The organism is Mesorhizobium sp. M1E.F.Ca.ET.041.01.1.1, assembly GCF_003997355.1.
GTDB lineage: Bacteria > Pseudomonadota > Alphaproteobacteria > Rhizobiales > Rhizobiaceae > Mesorhizobium.
Genome location: NZ_RZSL01000948.1, coordinates 1 through 1,544 on the forward strand (window position 1 = coordinate 1; position 1,544 = coordinate 1,544).

The window sequence follows — 1,544 nt, forward strand, 5'->3', positions numbered from 1 at the left end:
CATCTCGACCAGAAGAAGCTGACCTTCTGGCGCGGCGGCTACGACCAGTTCGAGCGGCAGCTCACCGAGCAGCGTGAGCTGCAGGAAAAGAGCCGCGTCAAGCAGGAAGCGCAGCGCAAGCACATGGAATCCTTCGTCGAGCGCTTCCGCGCCAAGGCCTCGAAGGCCAGGCAGGCGCAGTCGCGGCTGAAGGCGCTGGAGAAGCTGAAGCCGATCGCCGCGGTGGTGAACGATACGGTGCGGCCGTTCTCCTTCCCGGAGCCGGTGAAGACGGTGGCCTCGCCGATCGTGGCGCTCAACGGCGTCAATGTCGGTTATACCGAGGGCAATCCGGTGCTGAAGAAGATGACGCTGCGCATCGATGCCGACGACCGCATCGCGCTGCTTGGCGCCAACGGCAACGGCAAGTCGACCTTCGCCAAGCTGCTCGCTGGCCGCTTGAAGGGCGAAACCGGCACCATCACCATTGCGCCGGGCTTGAAGGTGGCGATCTTCGCTCAGCACCAGCTCGACGATCTGCGCCCCGAGGAAAGCGCCTATGAGCATGTGCGCCGGCTGATGCCGGATGCGCCGGAGGCCAAGGTGCGCGCCCGCGTCGCCCAGTTCGGCCTGTCGACCGAGAAGATGAACACGGCGGCGAAGGACCTGTCCGGCGGTGAGAAGGCGCGCCTGCTGATGGGCCTCTCGGCCTTCGAAGGCCCGAACCTCTTCATCCTCGACGAGCCGACCAACCACCTCGACATCGACAGCCGTGAATCGCTGATCCATGCGCTGAACGATTTCCCGGGCGCCGTGATCCTGATCTCGCATGACCGGCATCTGCTGGAGGCGACGGCCGACCGGCTGTGGCTGGTCAAGGACGGCGCGGTCAACCCGTATGACGGCGATCTGGAGGACTACAAGACGCTGGTGACCGGCGTCTCGTCCAACCGCCGCGAGCAGAAGGAAGCTGACAAGGCGTCCAAGGCCGACCGCCGCCGCGAGGCCGCCCAGCGCCGCGCCGCATTGGAGCCTTTAGCCAAGGAGATCCGCGCCACCGAAGCGCTGATGGACCGCATCCGCAAGCGCATGGATCTGATCGAGGACGAGCTCGCCAACCCGGCCCTCTACGAGAAGGACCCGTCGACCGCCACCCGCCTCGCCAAGGAACGCTCGCAATTGGCACACACGCTGGCGCAGAACGAGGACAAGTGGCTGGCGATGTCGGCGGAGTATGAGGAAGGGATCGCGGAGTAGCGCGGCCCCCTTCTCCCCTTGTGGGAGAAGGTGTCGCCGAAGGCGACGGATGAGGGGTGCTCCAGGGAACGCCGGCGTCTCACTCCGCTGGAACACCCCTCATCCGTCTCGGCGCTGCGCGCCGATCCACCTTCTCCCACAAGGGTGTTTGGACCGGGGACATCGCGAACAGGTGTGCGAGGACATCGCGAACAGTTTTGCATGCTATCGGGCGAGGGCATTGAGGTCGATGGTTTCTATTTTCTGATGTCTGAACCAGGCGTCGAAGACGCCGTCGGTGGCGGTGGGGCGGAAAGCGACGGACTTTC

General features: G+C 65.1%; 1 protein-coding gene. It reads left to right on the forward strand.

Annotation, left to right across the window (positions count from 1 at the left end; genetic code table 11):
* Window positions 1–1,236 (forward strand): ABC-F family ATP-binding cassette domain-containing protein (locus tag EOA38_RS36240; RefSeq protein ID WP_145966276.1); only part of this gene is annotated, 1,236 nt, incomplete at its 5' end.
* Window positions 1,237–1,544: the final 308 nt, after the last annotated feature.